Annotated in this window: 11 protein-coding genes; 9 read left to right on the top strand and 2 right to left on the bottom strand. The window is 43.9% G+C overall.

Translation table 11 applies throughout. The features are described from left to right. Positions 1 to 101 precede the first annotated feature (101 nt). The 4 genes from OSCIL6407_RS37645 to OSCIL6407_RS0104320 all read left to right on the top strand — a co-directional run bounded on the left by OSCIL6407_RS37645 (position 102) and on the right by OSCIL6407_RS0104320 (position 8,523). A complete protein-coding gene (locus OSCIL6407_RS37645; RefSeq protein ID WP_267879523.1) occupies positions 102 to 6,107 on the top strand; it encodes a DUF4347 domain-containing protein in 6,006 nt (2,001 codons plus the stop codon). 257 nt (positions 6,108 to 6,364) lie between these two features. Then, positions 6,365 to 7,186 (top strand): sulfotransferase, encoded by an 822-nt coding sequence (locus OSCIL6407_RS0104330; protein WP_007354132.1) that lies wholly within the window; start codon positions 6,365 to 6,367, stop codon positions 7,184 to 7,186. Positions 7,187 to 7,324: 138 nt separating this feature from the next. Further along, positions 7,325 to 8,065 carry a GNAT family N-acetyltransferase gene (locus tag OSCIL6407_RS0104325; protein WP_007354133.1) on the top strand — a complete coding sequence of 247 codons (741 nt, stop codon included), beginning with the start codon at positions 7,325 to 7,327 and terminating at the stop codon, positions 8,063 to 8,065. Positions 8,066 to 8,301: 236 nt separating this feature from the next. Further along, entirely contained in the window at positions 8,302 to 8,523 is a 222-nt protein-coding gene (locus OSCIL6407_RS0104320) for a hypothetical protein (protein WP_007354134.1), read from the top strand. Between the two features lie 47 nt (positions 8,524 to 8,570). On the opposite strand, the gene OSCIL6407_RS0104315 is transcribed toward OSCIL6407_RS0104320, so the two are convergent. Continuing rightward, the gene (locus OSCIL6407_RS0104315) at positions 8,571 to 9,299 is read right to left on the bottom strand and encodes a DUF4079 domain-containing protein (protein WP_007354135.1); all 729 of its coding nucleotides are present in this window, start codon (positions 9,297 to 9,299) and stop codon (positions 8,571 to 8,573) included. Between the two features lie 91 nt (positions 9,300 to 9,390). On the opposite strand from OSCIL6407_RS0104315, the gene OSCIL6407_RS0104310 reads away from it, so the two are divergent. The 3 genes from OSCIL6407_RS0104310 (at position 9,391) to OSCIL6407_RS0104300 (ending at position 13,935) form a co-directional block, all read left to right on the top strand. Further along, positions 9,391 to 10,767 (top strand): FAD-binding oxidoreductase, encoded by a 1,377-nt coding sequence (locus tag OSCIL6407_RS0104310; protein WP_007354136.1) that lies wholly within the window; start codon positions 9,391 to 9,393, stop codon positions 10,765 to 10,767. Between the two features lie 95 nt (positions 10,768 to 10,862). Next, positions 10,863 to 12,287, top strand: a complete 1,425-nt coding sequence (locus tag OSCIL6407_RS0104305) for a (Fe-S)-binding protein (protein ID WP_007354137.1) — start codon at positions 10,863 to 10,865, stop codon at positions 12,285 to 12,287. 145 nt (positions 12,288 to 12,432) lie between these two features. Continuing rightward, a complete protein-coding gene (locus tag OSCIL6407_RS0104300; RefSeq protein ID WP_007354138.1) occupies positions 12,433 to 13,935 on the top strand; it encodes a PAS domain-containing protein in 1,503 nt (500 codons plus the stop codon). 186 nt (positions 13,936 to 14,121) lie between these two features. On the opposite strand, the gene OSCIL6407_RS0104295 is transcribed toward OSCIL6407_RS0104300, so the two are convergent. After that, positions 14,122 to 16,428 (bottom strand): hypothetical protein, encoded by a 2,307-nt coding sequence (locus OSCIL6407_RS0104295; protein ID WP_456077480.1) that lies wholly within the window; start codon positions 16,426 to 16,428, stop codon positions 14,122 to 14,124. A 281-nt stretch (positions 16,429 to 16,709) separates the two neighbouring features. Between OSCIL6407_RS0104295 and OSCIL6407_RS0104290 the strand changes: the two genes are divergently transcribed. Both OSCIL6407_RS0104290 and OSCIL6407_RS30260 read left to right on the top strand, forming a co-directional pair. Further along, positions 16,710 to 17,288 carry a phycobiliprotein lyase gene (locus tag OSCIL6407_RS0104290; protein WP_007354140.1) on the top strand — a complete coding sequence of 193 codons (579 nt, stop codon included), beginning with the start codon at positions 16,710 to 16,712 and terminating at the stop codon, positions 17,286 to 17,288. Between the two features lie 738 nt (positions 17,289 to 18,026). After that, a partial coding sequence (locus OSCIL6407_RS30260; RefSeq protein WP_019486951.1) for a CBS domain-containing protein occupies positions 18,027 to 19,887 on the top strand: 1,861 nt, incomplete at its 3' end.

Here is a 19,887-nt window from a genome sequence, read left to right as displayed (position 1 = left end):
GCCCATTAATAAAGTGTCCGAAGTATTGACCTTAAAAAATAAAGAATTATAATGAAGAGAGATAAAATTTCCACAAAATATGGCAGGGATGAAGATAAGCTATGTCGAAAATAAGCTCAATGACAATCTTGGGTCATAAGAAAAGTGGCTCTGTTCGAGTTAATCCGCCTCAAAAACCTCCTTTTGAACTCCTGATAATAGATGCTGCTGTCAAGGATTATGCCTGCCTGATTGATGCCATTGAAACAGGAATTTACGTCACCTTCATTAACAGTAATGGGGATGGAGTTCAACAACTAACAGATATTCTCTCTAAGTATAACAATTTAGCAGCCCTTCATATTGTGGCTCACGGAAGTTTAGGAACCCTACATCTGGGCAACACAACCCTGAACCTCAATAATATCGATAGTTACGCGCCCCAATTAAACTCATGGCGTAAAGCCCTGAAAAAAAATGCCGATTTATGCTTATATAGCTGTGAAATAGGAAAAGAGAGCAATACCTTTGTTTCCCGTCTCCATCAAATCCTGGGAATTAACATCGCCGCCTCCAGTCAAAAAGTAGGAAACCCCGAACTTGGGGGCACCTGGAATCTGGATGTTATTTTGGGAAAAATCCGCACCCAATTTCCTTTTAATCGAGTCAAATTGGCCGCCTATCCAGGGGTATTGGCAACCTTCAACGTCGCGGCTGGTGATGTAACAGCATTAAAACAAGCGATCGCAGACGCGAATGCTACTCTTGCAGATGACATCATTGAACTAACTTCTGGAACCTACACCCTAACAACCGTTGATAATAATATCTCCGACGGTTTTTCCAGTACAGCCAACGGTTTACCCACTCCTGCGGATCTGACAGTTGGGGGAAAACTAACAATTAATGGTAACGGTGCGATTATACAACGGGATACCGCAGCACCCGCCTTTCGCTTCTTTTATGTTCCCTCAAACACCGATCTCACCCTCAATAACCTCACCTTCAATAATGGATTAGCCGACAAACGAGGCGGCGCTATTTACGTCACCAGTACCCTGGGCAACCTCACGGTTAATAATAGTACATTTAGCAATAACCAAGTCACGGGTAACGGGGGAGAGGGCGGTGGGGCGCTCTTTGTTTACTACAGTAGTACAGCCACAATTAATAACAGTACCTTTTCGGGAAATAGTGTGCAAGATAGTGGCGGAGCCATTCATAATATTGGCACGCTCAACGTTACTAATAGCACGTTTACCAACAATACAGCAGATACAGATGTTACTAATAGCACCTCCTTTGATAATGGAGGAGCAATATTTCAGAATAATGGAACAGCGACCATAAAAAATACATTAGTTGCCGGAAACTTCGACTTATCAACTAATATTAAAAACCCCGATTTATCCGGCGGAACCTGGACAGACGGAGGCGGAAACCTCATAGGCGATAACACGGGAGTAGCCACTCCCTTTCCCGTCGGCCCCTTAGTTGGAACAGCAGCAACTCCCCTTGATGCTAAACTCGGCCCCCTAGCCGATAATGGGGGATTAAGTCAAACCCATGTTTTACTAGCAGGAAGTCCCGCCATTGATGCGGGCAATAATGCCAATGCGACGGCATTAACCACCGATCAACGAGGAACTGGTTTTGCCCGGATTGTTAATACTACCGTTGACATTGGGGCTTTTGAATATAAACCAGTAGGCGAAATTCTCAGTGTTAGCGTACCACCAGCTATCACCTTTAAAGCGGGAGCCAACTTAGATTTTATCGTCAATTTCTCCCAACCTGTCACGATTAATAAAGGCACAGGAAGCGCGTATATTCCGGTGACTTTGAACACCGGAGGAACGGTGAATGCGACCTCAGTTGGAACGGGCGCAGCCTCTGCCTTTCATATATTTCGTTACAACATTGCCGCAGGAAATGCCGATAATGATGGCGTTATTTTAGGCAATGCGTTAACTCTAACGGGAGATGCAACAATTAAGGATGGTGGCGGTAGCAGTGTTGGTTTAATTCTCAAGAATGTGGGAGATACCACAGGCGTTAATGTCGATGCTGTTCTACCAACTGTTAGCAGTATTACTCGGCAAAATCCTCTAAGTGCGACAACAACAGCAGCGAGTGTAGTTTATCAAGTTAATTTCAGCGAGGCGGTTAAAAATCTCGATGTTAGTGATTTTACCCTGACTCCCACTGGCACAGCTAAGGGTAATATTGCCAGTGTTTCTGCTACTACGGGAACGAGTGTAACGGTAACGGTTGATGGCATTACCGGAGAAGGAGATTTACGATTAGATACGGCGGCGACTCCCACGATTCAAGATAATGCTGGGAATAATTTAACGGCGGCGTTTACTACAGGGGAAATCTATACTTTTGATACAACTCCCCCCACGATTACTAAGATTGCTCGTCAAACTCCGACAACGGCGACAACGAATGCGTCGAGTGTGGTGTATCAAGTCGATTTTAGTGAAGCGGTTCAGGGTTTAGATATTAGTGATTTTGCTCTGACTCCCACTGGCACAGCTAAGGGTAATATTGCCAGTGTTTCTACGGCTACGGGAACGAGTGTCACGGTGACGGTTAATGGTATTACTGGGGATGGAGATTTACGGTTAGATACGGCGGCGACTCCTACGATTAAAGATAATACTGGGAATAATTTCACTGCGGCTTTTACCACAGGGGAAAGCTATACTATAACTCCTGCGGATACGACTCCTCCGACGATTACTAAGATTGCTCGCCAAACTCCGACTACCGCGACAACGAATGCGTCGAGTGTAGTTTATCAAGTCGATTTCAGTGAAGGGGTTCAGGGTTTAGATATTAGTGATTTTGCCCTGACTCCCACTGGCACAGCTAAGGGTACAATTGCTAGTGTTTCTGCGGCTACGGGAACGAGTGTTACGGTAACGGTTAATGGTATTACTGGGGATGGAGATTTACGATTAGATACGGCGGCGACTCCTACTATTCAAGATAATTCTGGGAATAATTTAACGGCGGCGTTTAATACTGGGGAAATCTATACTTTTCAGGCGACAACAGCAACTCCAACGCCAACTCCAACTCCAACGGCAACTCCGACTCCAACGGCAACTCCGACTCCAACAGCAACTCCAACAGCGACTCCAACTCCAACAGCAACTCCGACTCCAACGGTAACTCCAACTCCAACAGCGACTCCAACAGCGACTCCAACAGCAACTCCGACTCCTACCCTAAAAATTGAAGGAATCCAAGTCAACAAAGATACAGATGACGGTTTAGGGACAACGGAAGGGACTCTCAGTTGGGCGATTCAAAAAGCTAATACCCAAGAAGGAGCCGATACTATTTCCCTATTAAATAATGTGCGCCTGAATTTTGGGGACTCTCTGTTGAATTTTGAGGACTCTCTGTTGCGGATGGTGCCGCTGATTGATAGCGATATCACCTTTAATGGTAATGGCCTTACGATTAGCGGCGATAACAATAATAATGGGCAAGTTGATGAGAAAGATCGCCCGTTCTTTTTTGTCAGATCGGGAAATATCACGTTTAATGACCTCAACCTCAAAGGAGGCGTTGCTAACCCTGGCGCAGGAGGTGCAGGGATGGGGGGTGCAATGTTTATTTATGGCGGGAATGTCACTCTCAATCGCGTTGCGTTTGACAGTAACCAAGCACGGGGGAGCGATCGAACCAGTGCGGGAAGTGGGGGACTGGGATTAACTGGAGTTGATGGCAGTGATGGCTCCAAAGTTGGCAATGGTGGCAATGGTGGCAGTGGTGGTCCTGGTGGCTTTGGTAGCAGTGGTGGCAATGGTGGCAGTGGTGGCAGTGGTGGCTCCAAAGGTGGCAATGGTGGCAATGGTGGCAGGGGTGGCAGGGGTGGCTTTGGTAGCAGTGGTGGCAATGGTGGCAGTGGTGGTCCTGCTGTCACTAGTAGCAATGGTGGCAATGGTGGCGACGGTGGCCACGGTGGCTTTGGAGCAGGAACACAAGCCAGTGCGGGGATGGGAGGTGCAATCTTTGTCCGCAGTGGCACTCTAAACATTACTAACGGTTCCAGTTTTACGAATAACGTTGCTGCTGGAGGAGTTGGCGGTGATGCCAACAAGACCACTGATGATGGACAAGGGTTTGGCGGAGCAATATTTACCCTGACTCAAGCGGCTATTGATGCTCAAAAGGCATTAAAAGCCAGCGAAGAAGGCTTACCTGCATCGAATGAACTCCCCGTTGTTAATATCAATAGCGATACGACGTTCGCAGGTAACTCTGCCTCCAATGCAGCCACCAAGAGTCAAGAAGTTGTGGGTACTGACTTAAATACCGATGCTATCTTCAAACGCACTACTCCCATAGCTACCAATGCTCAAACGACTACTAACACAACTCAAACGATCGCAGTTAAAGGTAAAGGTCAAGATGGCCCCATCGTTGGAGGCACTGTCTTCTTTGATGCTAACGGTAACGGCACTCAAGACACTGACGAACCTAGCGGCACTACCGATGCTGCTGGTAACTTTAGCCTCGATGTTCCCGGCGACTTCGACACTAATGGTAACGGCATCCTTGACCCCGAAGAAGGTCAATATGTAATAGTCGGTGGCACTGATGCGGTGACGGGAGAAGCTTTTACAGGTATCCTCAGAGCGGTTGCTGGTTCTACGATGGTAACACCCCTCACCTCCGTAATTGCGGCCCTCGTCAATGGAGGTATGACCCCAGAGGCGGCGCAAACGAGCCTAAAAGCCGCTTGGAGATTACCTAGTAATGTTGACCTCGGAACTTTTGACCCCATAACAGCGGCTCAAAAGGGTTCCAGCGATGGTTTAGCGGTTTTAGCAACTCAGGTGGCGATTCAAACCTCAGTCACGCAAATTACCAAGGCGGTTCAAACTATCGCCCCAAATCTTGATGTAGACAGTCAAACTTTAGGGGATATCGTCATTGATGCGATCGCCCAAACTATCCAAAACGGTTCTCTCAATCTCAGCGATAGTAACCAAATCGCCATCCTTCTGAACCAATACATCAATCAGATTGACCCAACAACTTTGAATGATACGGTCAATCTCGACACCATAGCACAATTCTCCGAAGTAATCGCGGCCACCAACAATCAAATCCTCAAAGCCCCGAATATCCTGGAATTATTCAAAGCCCAAAAAGTAGCTCAAACCAGTACCCTTGAGGATATAGTTGCGGCTTTCAATGGCACAAAATCCTTTAGCGATCTCGTCTCCAATAATACAAAAAAGGCTCTGAGTTCTAAGGCAAATGCGGCGGCGATTAACATTTCAGCCATTCCCACACCCGATAATGATATCTTGGGTTTGAGCCAATTAGAATTATCAGTAAATAACAGTCACCTTGGCCCGATTCCGGCTAGCAATCCTCCCCATGATGTGCTGTTGGGAGACAACGATGCTAACACTCTCAATGGAGCCATCGGTGATGATAGTATTCTAGGCAAAGGTAGCAACGATGTACTCTTTGGCAATCAAGGGAAAGATGTTATTTACGGTTATGCAGGCAACGATACCATTGATGCTGGAAAGGATAATGATTTCGGGCGCGGGGGTCAAAATGATGACTGGATTTCTGGCGGCTTAGGGGAGGATACTCTTTGTGGAGATGCTGGGAATGATACAGTCTTGGGAGAGTTAGGGGATGACATTTTGCTGGGGAATAAAGGCGATGATGTTGTCAGTGGAAATGCCGGTCAAGATATTGTTTGGGGTGGCGAAGGGAATGACTCGTTACATGGAGGTAATGGGAATGATTTAGTCTGTGGTGGCATTGGCAATGATACTCTCTTGGGAGATAATGGTGACGATACTCTCTATGGGGGTGATGGTGATGATTCTCTTACAGGTGGAGCTGGTAATGATGTTTTTGTACTAACACCAAGTCAGGGTGCTGGTGTCATTACTGATTTTATGGTGGGACAAGATTTCTTGAAATTGATTGATAATCTTAGTTTCGCCGATCTTACTATTACTCCTGGGAGTGGCGAGCGGGTAGGAGATACCATCATTCGCGTTACTGCGAGTAATCAATTGTTGGTATCTTTAACGGGGGTTTCTGCTGATTCAATTACGGCTGATTCTATCTTGTAGAGTTGAGTTTGAGCCTAAGTTAGGCGAAAAAACCCAGTCCAATAGTCTGTCAGTCCAACAGTCCGACAGGGGTTTTAACCCCTGTCTCAAAGCTTAAGTCCTCTAAAGAGGACTGAAGAATTTAAGAGTTTTCTTCTTAGTCCTCTTCAAAGGACTTAAGCTATTAGACGGCTATTAGACGGTGGTTTTAACCCCTGGCGGCCAACGGAAGTACAGTTGGCATCTATGACGCACCCTACAAGTTTAATGAGATTATTATGCTGAATCATCACCTACTCTATCTTACAGGACTCCCTTGTTCTGGTATAGACTTTTTAAGTCAAAGTTTAGCACAACATCCAGATATTTATAGCAATCACTTACGATCGCCTTTATGCGATTTATTGCTTAACTTCCGTACTTTTATCAGCACTCACCCCCAAGCTATTAACCATCTCAATCAGGAATTTAACCCAACGATGGAGCGATCGCGATCGGCGATGATAGGGTTTATTAATGGTTGGTTTGAGCAGATTTCTGAAGCTTGGATAGTTGATATTCATCCCCAATGGTTGCAACATCTAGAATTAATTAATTTGCTCGATCCCAACTGCCGAATGGTGGTTTGTGTACGAGAATTAGGGCAAATTTGTGCAGCTATAGAAACCCAACATCAAAAAAACCTGCTGTTAGATTTTCCCGAAAAACTTGCTTCGCGATCGCGAGCCGATCGCGCCCAACAATTATTTTTACCTCAAGGGGTTGTCGGTTCAGTGCTCGAATCCTTAGAACAAGTGCAAGACTTAGAAGAAAGCTTACAACAAAAAATATTTTACGTTGTATACGAGCATTTAATGAGTAACCCGCAGGAAGTGTTAACAGAATTAGTCAACTGGTTAAACCTTGGGCCTATTTCACTTGATTTAACTAACATTAACTTTCAAGTCCCCACTTACTCGGAATCGGGAGGTAAGTATGTGGAAGAAACCTACAATCCCCATCAGCCTTTCGTTTATCATACCATACCTAACCGCTTTGAAATTACAATTAAACAAAACTTTACTTGGTTTTATCGGATTTTTTATCCAGGTCGATTGTAATCTCAGGAATTACGCGGACACGCATTTGTAGGGGCAATCCCCCCGTGGTTGCCCCGATCGATGGGGGTAGGCACGGGGGCACTACCCCTACAAATCTCAGAAACCTGGTTTCTAAATTATCGTTTTTTTTATAAAATTATGACACTTAATCGTCTAATTCTCCATCAAGGTAATTCCATTACATTAATCAGAACTAACCCTGATGATGCGGAATTTCTCTTTGAAAAAATGTACTCAAACTATGAGTTTATGCGTCTGTTTCGTCTCAATGATAAAGCGGAAACGGTGGAACAAGTGAGGGAAAGATTAATCGTGCGATCGCGTGCAACTCCGGCGGAAAGTGGTTATCTGGAATGCTTAATGGTTCATAAAACTCATGGCGCGATCGGGATTATTGGTGCTGCTGACTATAGCTCTTTTCATCAAAGAGCCGAATCAGTCACAGGGATTTTTGATAAACAGTACCGTTCCATTTCCTATGGAGTTGAAGGTCTTTTATTGATGGGTGACTTAATTTTTAATGCTTACCATCTGCATCGTTTTTATGCTTATTGTTATGGTTATAATCGTCCGGCTCAAGCAGCTATGTCAGCAGGAGGATTTGAACTAGAAGGGATTATGAAAGAGCATTTATACGATCCCGTAAGTAAACAATATGTTGATATGAACATCTATGCCATCAATGAAGATCAACTACGCCAAAATCCTCTGATTGCTCGTTTATCTAAACGATTCCTTGGCCGTGATATTACCCAACCTTTGATGGCTCCCCTTCCTCCCCCTGATGAATCAAGAATCCCTGCTACTTTATACCCTGCTCAAAAGCCACCTGCTTTTGTGAAATCAGGAGTGTTAAAAACACGATTTACGCCCAATTAATAGACACTTGAAAGTTACCGGGATATTTAACTATTAACTGTTAACTGTTGGATTGTGGGCAATGCTGATAGCGATCGTTACTCAGTCTACTTTTCATTAAGTTTACATATTTATTGGCAAAAATTTTCTGTCTTCTGGCATAGTTTGACGCTGATGATAATTTGTACTTCAGACAGAGGTTAAGTACTGTCAAGTTCTGGAAAACTAATGAGGAAGCTTGTTGGAGGGGCAAAACTATGTTTCAACTACTAGAAAAACGAATTCAGCCTTTGTCGTTAAATTTTAAAGTCTTGGAAGTTGCTTATGAGCTGTATATGCAAGCTCCACAATCTGACTCTCCAGTGATTAATTTGAAAGAGTTGGCTCAGAAAACTAATGCCAGCGTGTTCGACTGCCGAAATACAATTGTTAGCGCTAACAAAATTGGCAAGTTCCCTAATTGTTCTCTTTCTTGTTAAGGTATATTTCTTGAAATTATGAGTTTCTGCCTGAGTTTCTGCCATTTTTAATTGCTCATGCCTACGGATGACGAGGATTTAGGACAAGTTTTATTATTCCAGTCACACTGATAAAGGTGTTCTTGCTGCCAACTCAAAGGAATTTCTAGCAAGTCTCTAGAACCGGTCATGCCTTGACCTATAAATAGTAACAAAGCTACGCAGTTTAAAATTGTATGTATTTTGCGCCACTTGTTGGTTCTATCTTTGTAAATTTCGGGAACAATTGCTAGGGAAATAATCATTAGGATGGCGGCGAGTAAACCGTAATAAAAATGAGAAAACATCCATTGATCGTCTCTGCGAAAAATACCATCTTGGAAGGCAATAATTATTAAACCAGCGCTGCTTAAAGTGGCAAATACGGCCCGCCATTTGGGTAGTCTTGCTTTGTAAAGAAATACCAGTGAAGCGATGGTGGCTGCAAACATTAGCACGATAAAAACTACTTGGAAAGGTGCTTTACTCCAGAGTTGATTTTTCAAAATACTCTTGAAAAAAATAACATAGGCAAAAGCTACTAAGCTAACTCCGACAACTGAACCAGTCAACCAGCGACCTAATTTAACGTGCTCGGAACCGACGGAGGGCGGAATTTTGCTTTTGCCATCACCCGCGCTTTGGAGGCGGCGCGATCGGGTTTGCCATGCCATATTGACAACCATGCCAATAATCGGGAACACCACCGCCACTGCTAAGGCGGGATGGAGGAGGGCCATTGCATCTACGAGTTCCATAAATTAAAGTTACTTAAGATGATGTTTAGAAATATAATAGCTTTAAGTATTTTTTTTTGTTATTTTTTTGAGTGAGTGTCTCCTAACTTTAATGAAATCGACTTTAACGGATAACTGGGCATTAGCACAAGAACTAGAAAGCATTGTCGGTACTGATGCCGTCTGTCCCTGGCAAGATACAGATACTTTTTGGCAAAAACGGATAGAAAGTGCGATCGCCCCAGGTACGGAAATTGACTGCACTGTTTATCCTAATACTCAAGAAGAACTCGCGGGTGCGATCGCTTGCATTTCCCGGAATCGACGGGGAGTTTTGCCGGTGGGTAGCGGTAGCAAACTTGACTGGGGGGGATTGGTGAGAATAGAGCCCCCTAACCCTCGCGATCGCAGTCAGGTTTCAGAACCCCCCTTAAAAAGGGGTACAGGTGGGCTCGTAGTTGTCAGTTGCGATCGCATCAACCGCCTAATCGATCGCGCCGTTGGCGATTTAACCGTCACAGTCGAAGCAGGGATGAAATTTGCCGAATTACAGCGAATTTTGGCCACCTCCGGTCAATTTTTACCCCTAGATCCAGCATATCCAGAACAGGCAACCATCGGCGGCATTATCGCCACCGCTGACGCGGGCTCCCTCCGACAGCGGTATCGAGGCGTTCGCGATCTATTATTAGGCATTACTTTCGTGCGATCCGATGGCAAAATTGCCAAAGCAGGAGGGCGCGTTGTTAAAAATGTCGCTGGCTATGATTTGATGAAGTTGTTAACAGGTTCCTACGGTACGCTGGGCATTATTAGTCAAGTTACAATGCGGGTTTATCCGCTGCCAAACGCATCTGTAACGGTAATTTTAACTGGCGAAGTTGAAGCCTTAGCAAACACAACTCAAACCTTATTATCCTCAGCTTTAACACCAACAGCAGTTGATTTGCTATCAAGGCAGTTGGTAGAAAAATTAGGTTTGGGCAAAAATTTGGGTTTAGCCGTCAGATTTCAAAGTATACCAGAAAGTATTGAGCAACAATCAAGCCGTCTGCTAGAAGTGGGCTATAAGTTAGGATTAAAAGGAACCATCTGTACTGAGAATGATGAGACGAACTTCTGGCAGAGATTACAATCAATTATTTGGTCAACTGCCCCAGATTCAACAATTATCTGTAAAATAGGAATCATAGCATCTGAATCTACGAAAACTTTAGCACAGTTCAATCTGGCTGATGGCTTGATTCATAGCGGTAGCGGGTTGGGAATTTTGCGGTTTGAGAATGCGACCGGAGAAACCATTTTACAGTTACGTCAGCAGTGCGAATCTCATAGCGGATTTCTCAGCATTTTAAAGGCTCCCGCAGAGCTTAAGCAACAGTTAGATGTTTGGGGTTATAATGGAAATGCCCTCAGTTTAATGCAGAAAATTAAACAGCAATTTGACCCAGAGAATATTTTGAGTCCCCATCGTTTTCTATTTCCTTAAAAACTTACGTAACGCCGCCCTCTAGACGATAATTTACCCTCCAAAGGGCAGCATTACCGACAAAAACCATAAGTATAACTACAGGTTAATAATCTATGCAAACCTCAGAAAAATCCTCAGAAAACAGCGATTTACAACTAATTAATCCCAGCAACTTTTTAGCACAAAATCCCCATTTACAATCCTTAGAAATCCCCGGATTTGACAGTAAAAATCCGCCCTCAGCCAAATTAATTGACACCTGCGTTCACTGCGGATTTTGCCTATCAACTTGTCCGAGTTACCGCGTACTTGGCAAGGAAATGGATTCCCCCAGAGGTCGCATCTATCTAATGGATGCTATTAACGAAGGTGATGCACCCTTAAATGAGGCAACAGCACAGCATTTTGATACTTGCTTGGGTTGTTTAGCCTGCGTCACCACTTGTCCTTCTGGGGTAAAGTACGATAAATTAATCTCAGCAACTCGTCATCAAGTTGAGAGAAATTATCAACGAAGTTTATCTGATATCTTAATTCGTTCTATCCTGTTTAACTTCTTCCCTTATCCTCATCGACTGCGGCCTTTACTTGCACCTTTATTTCTTTATCAAAAATCGGGAATACAGCAACTTGTCCGTTCCACAGGTTTGCTAAAAAAGGTATTTCCTCGCTTAGCGGCAATGGAGTCAATTTTACCAGCCATTTCTGTTGAATCATTCCGAGATAATTTACCTACAATTATTCCAGCACAAGGGGAAAAACGCTATCGAGTTGGCATGATTTTAGGTTGCGTACAACGGCTATTTTTCTCGCCAGTTAATGAGGCAACCGTGCGCGTTTTAACAGCAAATGGTTGCGAAGTAATAATCCCCAAAAGTCAAGGCTGTTGTGCTGCTTTACCGGAACACCAAGGGCAAACCGAACAAGCCCAAACTTTAGCTAGACAAATGATTGATAGCTTTGAAGGAACAGGTGTTGATGCTATTATTATTAATGCGGCTGGTTGCGGTCACACTTTAAAAGAATACGGTCACATTTTAGCAGATGATGCAGAATATCAAGAGAAAGCGCAGGCATTTGCTAACAAAGTAAAAGACGTGCAAGAATTCCTAGCAAATGTAGGTTTAACAGCCAAACTTTCTCCCCTAATTGATGGAGAGTTAAAGATAGTTTATCAAGATGCTTGTCACTTATTGCACGGACAAAAGATTAGTTTGCAACCCCGTCAGTTATTGCAGCAAATTCCCGGCGTAAAATTAAAGGAACCCCTAGATGCAGCTTTGTGTTGCGGGAGTGCTGGGGTTTACAATATGTTACAGCCAGAAATTGCTGATGAATTGGGACAGCAAAAGGTTGAGAATTTGTTAAATTCTGGAGCAGAATTGATTACTTCTGCTAATCCTGGTTGTTCTTTGCAAATTAAGAAGCATTTGGAGTTGCAGGGAAAACAAGTCACGCTGATGCACCCAATTGAGTTGTTAGATTATTCAATTCGGGGAGTAAAGTTGCGAAGGAAGCAATCTAACCCTGCAAGTTAAGGGTTGATTCCATTCCCTCAAAATACTGAGGAGTGAAATATATCTTAAAACTCAACTTGCCGTAAATATCAGTAAATTCTCGGTTGTTAGCAGCTTAGATTTCTGCAATTATTAATGTATTCTTTTCCAATTCCTGTGGTAGATTATGTTATCTGATAAGTTGCAGGCTTTAGAACCACAAATTAACGAATTGTTGCCAAAGATACAAAACATAACAACTACTTTAAAAAAACAATCAGTGTCTTTGCACGAAGTAGCAATTAGCGACCCGTTACTTGTTGAGGAGAATAAAACCCTAGAAAAGCTGAAAACAATTAATCATAAATTAGAAGTCAAAGTCATGCAGCAAGCCTCTCAAATTAGACAGTTAGAGAAGCAGTTGCAGGATGAGCAAAAAAAACACATCAGGTCAAATCAGTTATTGGCAAAAAGCGAAGCCAGACTACAATCTATTGTGCGGAATGCTTTCGATTTAATTATCGTCCTAGAAGCTGATATGCGAGTACAATATCAGAGTCCAGCAATAGAGCAGATTTTAGGATATAAGCCAGAAGATAGGATCGGAAAATTATTTGGTGAGTTAATCCATCCAGATGATTTAGCTGCTGTGAAGTCTTACCTAGACAATTTACTAGAACAGTTTGAACCCCACCAAACTATTGAGTTTCGGAAACGCCATGCCAATAATTCTTGGGTATATTTAGAAGCGATTGGCAGCAATTGCCTTCACGATTCCAGCGTCGGCGGCATAATTATAAATCTGCGAGATATTACTGAAAAAAAACAACATCTTGAGAAAGTTTTAACAACAAATATAGACATCAATCAATTTAGAGAAACTGAAGCAAAAGTCTCTCAACTAGAGTTTCGCGATCGAAAATTTTCCCAAATTATCTGTGAATTTGGTTATGATTTTACTGTATTGTCTGATGGAGTCTTTGTCTGCGAGTGGATGACAGAAGCTTTTACCGCGATTGCAGGTTATACCTTGGAAGAATTAAAGAGTTTAGGCTGGCTACACTTTAACCTAATTCATCCTGATGACGAACAGATAGTATGGCAGCAAATCCAGTCTTGTTCATCTAGTTGTAGTGAAGAAAGCGAGTACCGAATTATTACTAAAAATGGTGAAGTGCGATGGCTGCGAGACAGCAAACAAATTATCTGGGACGATGAACAAAACTGTGTCACCCGCGTTTACGGTATCTGTCAAGATATTACCGAATGCAAGCGTTCTCAAGTTGCCCTACGAGAAACCGAACGCATTTTACAACGATTTATTAAAGTTGCATCTTTGGCAATTATTGGCATAGATGTTAATGGAAAAGTAACGCTTTGGAATCCAGCGGCGGAGAAACTGTTTGGCTGGATGTTACCAGAGGTTGAGGGGAATAGATTGTCGATTATTCCTGAAGAACACAAGGAGAATTTTTATACACTTTTTCACTCTTCGCTGCAAGGTGAAGTCCACAACGGTGTAAAATTGCACTTGAAGAAGAAAGATGATTTATTGTTTGAAAACTACTACTCCACAGTACCAATGCGAGATGCTACAGGCAAAATTATCGGTACTATGTACATATTTTCTCAGGTAGTAGAAGAACCTTTTTGGGTGCGTTATCTTCGTCCTCCGACGTTGCGCGTTTGAGCATTATGAGTATTTGGTTAGGGGCTAGGGGCTAGGGGCTAGGGAAAGAAGGAAGGGAAAGAAGGGAAAGAAGGGAAAAGGGGGAAGAGAGTCAATGGTTTGAGCCATGAGCGAGTGTCCTAACCGTTGTGGCGGTTGCTATAACTAAATTTTTCTTCCTTCTTCCTTCTACCTTCTTCCTTCTACTTAATTGATTTTCCCTTCCAACTTTAAAAAATGCAATCTCCCTGACGCTTCCCCCGCTACAACTGTCACGCCATCAGGAGATATAGCACAGCATTTTAAAGCACTATCTCCAGTAAAACTAGCAATCGCTTTTCGATTGGATAAATCCCAAACTTTGAGAGTATTATCATCAGAAGCAGAAATTAACCGTTTCCCCATGACCACAATAGATGTTACTGCATCAGTGTGACCCGTAAGCGTAAATAGTTCTTTCTTCCCTCCCAAATCCCAAACTTTAATCGTACTTTCCCGCGACCCAGAAATTGCCCATTTGCCATCGGCTGTGACGGCTACAGTATTAACAAAACTGGTATGACCTAGTAGAGTGAAAAATTTATTACCTGTAACTAAATTCCAAACTGAAGTGAAAATATTTGCTCCAGCTTCCAGACTCCAAATCTTGAGAGTATGATCCCCTGAACCGGAAATTAACCGTTTACCATCAAGAGTGACAGCTACAGCTTTGACACCATCTGTATGACCTGCAATAGTTAAAATTTCTTCTCCTGTTTCCAAATTCCATAACTTGATAGTTTTGTCCCCAGAACCGGAAATTACTCGCTTACTATCGGGTGTGATAGCAATAGAATTTACCCAGTCTTCATGACCTGTTAAAGTGTAGATTTCCTGTGCATTTTCCAAATCCCAGACTTTTATAGTTTTGTCACCAGAACCGGAAATTAAGCGCTTACCATCAGGGGTGACAGCAACAGCTTTAATCCAGTCGTCATGACCTGAGATTGTACAAATTTCAGTCTTTGTTTTTAAATCCCAAACTTTAATATTATTATCACCAGCACCGGAAATAACTCGCTGACCATCAGGGGTAATGGCCACAGCATTTACCCAGTCTAAATGTCCTAAAAAAGATAAATTTTCATCTCCTGTTTCCAGATCCCAAATCTTAAGAGTTTTGTCAGATGAACCCGAAATAATCTGCTTACCATCGGGAAGTACAGCGACAGCGTTAACCGGGGCAATATGATTGAGCAATGTAAAAACTTCTGCCTTGGTTTCCAAGTTCCAAACTTTTATAGTTTTGTCACCAGAACCAGAAATCACCAGTTTTTCATCTAGAGATAGTACCACAGACTGCACAAAGCTAGTATGACCTCTGAGAGTAAAAATTGCTTCTTTTGTGGCTAAATTCCAAACTTTGATTGTCTTATCATAAGAACCAGAAATCAAGTAATTGCCATCAGTGGTAACAGCTATAGTCTTTACCCAATCTTCATGACCTATAAGGGTAAAAAGTTCTTTTCCTGTTTCCAAGTTCCAGACTTTGATGCTGTGATCGCCAGAACCAGAAATCAAGCGTTTACCATCAGCAGTAACTGCTACAGTTTGAACAAAACTGTTATGACCTTTGAGGTTGAAAATTATCTGTTCAGTTGCTAAATTCCAAACCTTAATCGTACCGTCCCAAGAACCAGAAATTACTTTCGTACCGTCAGGGGTAACGGTTACAGCTTCGACTGCGAAGGTATCGCCTCTAAATGTGAACAGTTTTTGCCCGGTTTCCAAATCCCAAATTTTAATAGTGTTATCCCAGGAACCAGAAATTACTTTCCTACCATCCGGGGTGACGGCAACAGCATTAACATAAGTGAGATGACCTTTAAGAGTAAAAATTTCTTCGCCGGTGGCGAGGTTCCAAATTTTGAGGGTATGATCGGAGGAAGCTGAAATTGCCTTTTTGCCATCAGGTGTAACTGCTACTGCTTGTACCCAGTCTGTATGTCCTACGAGAGTACGCCGCAGTCGGCTTCCCGGAGGGGTAAAACTAGCAGTTAACGGTTGCAACCAAGGATTTTTTTGCTGTCTTGCGCCCTCCAGTAGTGCCTGAATTTCTATGTTTTGAAAAGACAATAAGCGCCCGATGAGTTGTCCCGCTAATTGTGCGGGATCTTGAGAGATAATGTGGGCAGAAAGTCGAAGAGTATCTTGAATTAATTGTAGGGATTTTGCTTTTGGCTCGGAAGGGGAGAGACTCAAGTTTCTAACTAGATTGTAATCTTCAATTAGCGGTTGTATTCCTAGTGTTTCTACTTTGGCTTCAATGAAATCATAATTTGTTAGCAGGTGGTACAATTTTTCTGTATCACAAGCATCTGCTAGCTGACTTGGTAGGGTTGATAAGAGATCGTGCTGTTCTGCGAACGATAATTTATCTAAGGTTTCTCTAAACTCACTCATAATTTTACGGTGGTATTTCAAAAATGTTGCCGGATTTCGTAAGGCAATAGCTTTGCTTGACGCGACCCGCACCCAGGGGGATAGTATCAATCTTAATTCTTATCTTTGTTTAGAATGACATATTTAAAGGCTAATTGCTATGAGGGTCGCAGAGTAGTTTTGTAGATATTGACAAATACTGCGTTTAATGGTAAGGGTAAATGGTTGAAGTTAATTCTAGCTCGCCCCCTCGCGCAATTAGTCATGCCGCGAACCCGCAGTTTAGATAGCCGCAGCCTTTAACCTGTAGATTTCAATCCCCAGACAATTAAAATTAAAGTATTGAGCAGTAGTGACGCGAGACAATATAATTCATGGACATAATAGAATTTTTTGAGCAAAGTGCAGGCAAGTGGTTTTCCCAGCGTACCCTTCATAACCTGACCTCCGGGAAATTGGAGGCGGGTAAATCCGAACTCAAGATTGAAATCCTACCAGCAACCGATCCCGCCGTCATCCAACTTTGCTCCGAACACTCGCTTAACCCAGTCTCAGCGCCGTTAGCAGGAGTTCGCGTCACTTGGAATCCGATCGCAGATCAAAATCACAAGAATGGCTCTAGACTTCTAGTACCCATTCCCAATTCTGACAACCCCAAGACAGGGAAATTATTACAAAGTGTAGGCCCCGCCTCTAAAAATGCGTTAGCAAAGCCAGCCCAAGGCATCACCACTCGCTACATTATCGGCGAAGACGACGTGCTGACACTGATTGGGGAGTCAGAAGGTTTCTATGCTGAAGAGCGTTTGTGGTATCTCATACCTAATCTGCGGCTACGCACCAGCGTTGTTAAGCAACCTTCGGGGATGACGATAGCATCTTTCTGTTCCGAAATTCGTATGGGTGTAACTCAGCCAGCGGCCGAAACTGCGAGTGCAGAAACCCGAAGCTGAATTTGAGTGGTTTTGAGCGTTCGTACTCAACCGCTTTCAGCGGTTAGGGGCTAGGGACTAGGGGCTAGGGACTAGGGAAAGAAGGGAAAGAAGGGAAAGAAGGGAAAGAAGGGAAAGAAGGGAATAGAATCAGGGAGTTTGGTGGAACTCAGAATGTCTTAACTGTCAAGAAGGTTGCTATAAGCTGTTGTGCATTTAAACCACTAACTAGGCTTGTAGGGTGCGTCAGCTAGAACACTTACTCTTAAACGGGAAAACCTTCGGACTGACGCACCCTACAATCTGTTTTAAATGTTCAACAGCTTATTCTCTCAAAAACCCGGTTTCTAGGGCTATGAACGTAACTCCTGTTGGTTCCCTTTTTCCATTTATTGTCATTGTTCGCTGTGCGAAGCAATCGCCTAGTCTCTGCGATTGCTTCGCACAGCGAACAATGACGAATTATTACTAATAAAGGAAAGGGGAGAATTAGTATTATTAGTATTAGAAGAATTTACCTTCCAGATAGTTTTTAGAGAATCAGCAACAGGACGAAAGAGCGTTACTTGACAGTTGCAAAAATTTCCTAATTGATTTCATTTACCAGGAAAGTGTAAATAAATAAATAAATATAGTATAGAATGTAGTAGAGATGACTAACTCTGCTCCTTCTTAATGGCTGGTAAGGTGTTCCGCTATCAGTTCAGATTTTTAAGGCGAATTTTTAAGGGAATAAACAGTAATAAAACCCTATAAATCATGTTCATTCGTACTACGGCTCTCACTCCAGCAGAACTCAAGGCTGCGATCGTCCGCGAACCCTTAGTGGTTTCGCCCGATACAACGGTGATAGATGCGATCGCCCAGATGAGCGGGATGCGGGCTATCTGTGATACGGTCAGACATGGGAATGCACAACTCCATCTAGAGGCACGATCGAGCTGTGTATTAGTGGCAGAAGACGAGCAGTTGCTCGGTATTGTCACAGAGCGAGACATGGTGCTACTGAGCGCCCAGCAGCGTTCCTTAGAGCATTTGGCGATCGCGGAGGTGATGGCATCTCCAGTCGTCACCCTACGCGAGTCTGCCTTTACCGATTTATTTTTAGCGATCGATCTGCTCCAGCACCACCACATTCGCCATTTGCCCATCACAGATGAGCAAGATCGGTTAGTGGGGATAATAACTCATGAAACTCTGCGGCAAACATCTCGCCCCGCAGACCTCTTAAGGTTGCGGCTGGTATCGGAAGTAATGACCAGCGAAGTCATTTGTGCCGCACCAGATAGTTCCATGCTGGCGATCGCTCAACTGATGGCACACTACCGCGTCAGTTCCGTGATGATTGTGGAATCAAGTAGTAGCCCCACTGAACCTCTGCAAATACCAGTAGGGATTGTAACCGAGCGCGATATTGTACAATTTCAGGCCTTGGCCTTGAACCTGCAAACCAATCTAGCTCAATCGGTAATGAGTACGCCGATTTTTAGTGTTAGAACCGACGATTCGCTCTGGACTGTGCAGCAGAAAATGGAGCAGCACTCGATCCGGCGGTTAGCAGTGACAGGGGAGCAGGGAGAGCTATTGGGCATCATCACCCAGACCAGTTTGCTGCAAGCCCTCAACCCGCTAGAGCTATACAAACTAGCGGAGATGTTAGAAAAAAAAGTAGTGCGCCTAGAAACAGAGAAGGTACAACTACTAGGCAATCTCCTAGAGCAGCAAGTTGAAGCCCGCACAGCCGCTCTTAATGCCAAGGTACAACGAGAGAAATTAGTCGCAGCTCTCGCCGCGCAAATTAGATCATCCCTGAGCCTGCAAACAATTCTGGATACAACCGTAGAGCAGGTACGGCAAGTGCTGGGCTGCGATCGCGTCAATATTTGGCAGTTTGAAGCCGACTGGCAAACCATTGCCGTAGCAGAGTCTACCGACTCGTCCCTTTCTCTGCTCGGCGAACGGATCGACGATACCTGCTTTAAGCAAGAACAGGCTGAGATTTATCGCCAGGGACACTTTCGCGTCGTAACGGATACCTCCACAACCGAAATGTCCGACTGTCATCGAGAGCTGCTGATCCGCCTCCAGACACGAGCCAAAATTATAGTACCCCTGTTGTGTGGCGATAAGTTGTGGGGCTTACTCAATGCCAGCGAAAGCCAACACCCCCGCGAGTGGCAACCGGAAGAAGTCAAACTGCTGCAAGCCTTATCATTGCATCTAGCGATCGCCCTTCAACAAGCCACCACCCACCAAAAATTGCAGGAAGAACTGAGGGAACGACAGCAAGCCGAAGCCTACCTGCGAGAGAGCGAACAACGCTATGCTACTCTTGCGGCTGCGGCTCCAGTGGGAATTTTTCGTACCGACGTTGCGGGGCTATGCACTTATGCCAACGATCGCTACTTTCATATCGCTGGGATCGCACCCACAGCCGCCCTTGGCAACGGATGGCAACAAGCGCTACACCCCGAAGATCGAGATTGGGTCATCGCCCAATGGGATCGCTTCATCGAAGACGGGAACAAGGGACGAGGAGAAGAAACTAGGGAAGAAAACCATAGCTTCGACTCTTCTGAATCTAATAATTCCCTATCCTCCCCATCCTCCCCATCCCCCC

This window comes from Kamptonema formosum PCC 6407 (assembly GCF_000332155.1).
Lineage (GTDB): Bacteria > Cyanobacteriota > Cyanobacteriia > Cyanobacteriales > Microcoleaceae > Kamptonema > Kamptonema formosum.
Note: the sequence above shows the minus strand (reverse complement) of the source record. Positions and strands in the feature narration are given on the sequence as shown.